Genomic DNA, 2,967 nt, shown 5'->3' with positions numbered 1-2,967 from the left:
TGGGGTGCATGGCACGGCTATAGGATCAAGCCGCACGGGCAATTAGTAGCGCTCAGCTCAAGCGGTTACCCGCCTTACACCTGCGCCCTATCGACGTGGTGGTCTTCCACGGCCCTTCAGGGGGGTCGAGCCCCCGGGGAAGTCTCATCTTGGGGGGGATTTCCCGCTTAGATGCTTTCAGCGGTTATTCCTTCCGCACTTAGCTACCCGGCGGTGCCACTGGCGTGACAACCGGTACACCAGAGGTGCGTCCACTCCGGTCCTCTCGTACTAGGAGCAGATCCCCTCAAACTTCCAGCGCCCACGGCAGATAGGGACCAAACTGTCTCACGACGTTTTAAACCCAGCTCACGTACCTCTTTAAATGGCGAACAGCCATACCCTTGGGACCGACTACAGCCCCAGGATGAGATGAGCCGACATCGAGGTGCCAAACACCGCCGTCGATGTGAACTCTTGGGCGGTATCAGCCTGTTATCCCCAGAGTACCTTTTATCCGTTGAGCGATGGCCCTTCCATACAGAACCACCGGATCACTAGGACCTGCTTTCGCACCTGTTCGGCTTGTCGGCCTCACAGTCAAGCACGCTTATGCCCTTGCACATACAGCACGATTTCCGACCGTGCCAAGCGTACCTTCGTGCTCCTCCGTTACCTTTTGGGAGGAGACCGCCCCAGTCAAACTGCCTGCCATGCACGGTCCCGGCACCGGATGTACGGTGCGCGGTTAGAACCCCGAGGTGACCAGGGTGGTATTTCAAGGGCGGCTCCGCCGGAGCTGGCGCCCCGGTTTCTCAGCCTCCCACCTATCCTACACAGGCCACATCAAAGTCCAATGCAAAGCTACAGTAAAGGTTCATGGGGTCTTTCCGTCTAGCCGCGGGGAGATTGCATCTTCACAACCATTTCAATTTCGCTGAGTCCCAGGAGGAGACAGTGGGGCCATCGTTACGCCATTCGTGCAGGTCGGAACTTACCCGACAAGGAATTTCGCTACCTTAGGACCGTTATAGTTACGGCCGCCGTTTACCGGGGCTTCGATCAGGAGCTTGCACCCCATCACTTAACCTTCCGGCACCGGGCAGGCGTCACACCCTATACGTCGACTTTCGTCTTGGCAGAGTGCTGTGTTTTTAATAAACAGTCGCAGCCCCCGATTCTCTGCGACCCCGTTGGGCTCGTCTGGCGTGCAGACTCACCTACTGGGGGCACACCTTCTCCCGAAGTTACGGTGTCAATTTGCCGAGTTCCTTCTCCTGGGTTCTCTCAAGCGCCTTGGTGCTTTGACACCAGCCCACCTGTGTCGGTTTGCGGTACGGTCATCCTGTAACTGAAGCTTAGAGGCTTTTCCTGGAAGCGGGGCGTCGGTGGCTTGGGCGAGCCGTAGCTCACCCTCGTCATCACCTCTCACCTCTAGCGCGGCGGATTTGCCTACCGCGCCAGGCTACGGGCTTGAATCGGGACGTCCAACACCCGACCCACTTAGCCTTCTTCGTCCCCCCATCGCATTACAGGATGGTACGGGAATGTTGACCCGTTTCCCATCGACTACGCCTTTCGGCCTCGCCTTAGGGGCCGACTGACCCGACGCCGATGAACGTTGCGTCGGAACCCTTGGGCTTTCGGCGAACGGGCTTTTCACCCGTTTTATCGCTACTCATGTCAGCATTCGCACTTCGGATACCTCCAGCAGCCCTCTCGGGCCACCTTCGCAGGCGTACCGAACGCTCCCCTACCACGCGTGCCCCGAGGGCACGCATCCGCAGCTTCGGCTCGTGGCTTGAGCCCCGTTACATCTTCCGCGCAGGACGACTCGACTAGTGAGCTATTACGCTTTCTTCAAAGGGTGGCTGCTTCTAAGCCAACCTCCTAGCTGTCTTCGCCTTCCCACTTCGTTTCCCACTTAGCCACGCATTGGGGGCCTTAGCTGGCGGTCTGGGTTGTTTCCCTCTCGACACCGGACGTTAGCACCCGGTGTCTGTCTGCCGCACATCACTTTGCGGTATTCGGAGTTTGCTATCGCGGGGTAGATCGCAATGACCCCCCCAACGATGACAGTGCTCTACCCCCGCAAGTGTCCATGCGACGCGCTACCTCAATAGCTTTCGGGGAGAACCAGCTATTTCCGGGTTTGTTTAGCCTTTCACCCCTATCCACAGCTCATCCCCTACTTTTGCAACAGTAGTGGGTTCGGGCCTCCAGCACCGGTTAGGGTGCCTTCACCCTGGCCATGGATAGATCACCCGGTTTCGGGTCTACGCCGCGCGACTTCCTCGCCCTGTTCGGACTCGCTTTCGCTTCGCCTCCCCTATTCGGTTAAGCTCGCCACGCAACGTAAGTCGCTGACCCATTATACAAAAGGTACGCAGTCACCCCTCCTCTAACGGCCCTCTCGCCCTCAGGACGCTAGAGGTCCATTTCACTTCTTCCTTCGAACTTTTGCCGCCGTCGCAACGCGCCGGCGTCAAAGCCCCGAAGGCCGNGTCGCTGACCCATTATACAAAAGGTACGCAGTCACCCCTCCTTTAATGGCCCTCCAACTGGAAGGTTTGGTCTTCGCTCCAGATCTATTTCAATCTGAAAGTCTTTTGGCTACGCGCACTGCGTGCGCTCCGCCGAAAGAACCCGAAGGCCATTAAAGGAGGGGCTCCCACTGTTTGTATGCATGCGGTTTCAGGTTCTATTTCACTCCCCTCGCCGGGGTTCTTTTCGCCTTTCCCTCACGGTACTGGTTCACTATCGGTCGATCACGAGTATTTAGCCTTGGAGGATGGTCCCCCCATCTTCGGACAGGGTTTCTCGTGCCCCGCCCTACTTCTCGCACGCTTAGACCCCCCGACGGCTTTTCGCATACGGGGCTATCACCCGCTGTGGCCGGTCTTTCCAGAGCCGTTCTGCTGAGCCGTTGGGTTGGTCGTGCAGGCTACTCCCCGTTCGCTCGCCACTACTTGGGGAATCTCGGTTGAT

Annotated in this window: 1 rRNA gene (running past one end of the window); it reads right to left on the bottom strand. The window is 58.1% G+C overall.

Annotated features, from left to right (window positions below):
* Positions 1-21: 21 nt before the first annotated feature.
* Positions 22-2,967 (bottom strand): 23S ribosomal RNA (locus GV368_RS10755) (it continues 405 nt past the right edge of the window).

This window comes from Tepidiphilus baoligensis (genome assembly GCF_012911495.1).
Lineage (GTDB): Bacteria > Pseudomonadota > Gammaproteobacteria > Burkholderiales > Rhodocyclaceae > Tepidiphilus > Tepidiphilus olei.
The sequence above is the reverse complement of the archived record's forward strand: the minus strand, read 5'-3'. Positions and strand labels throughout refer to the sequence as shown.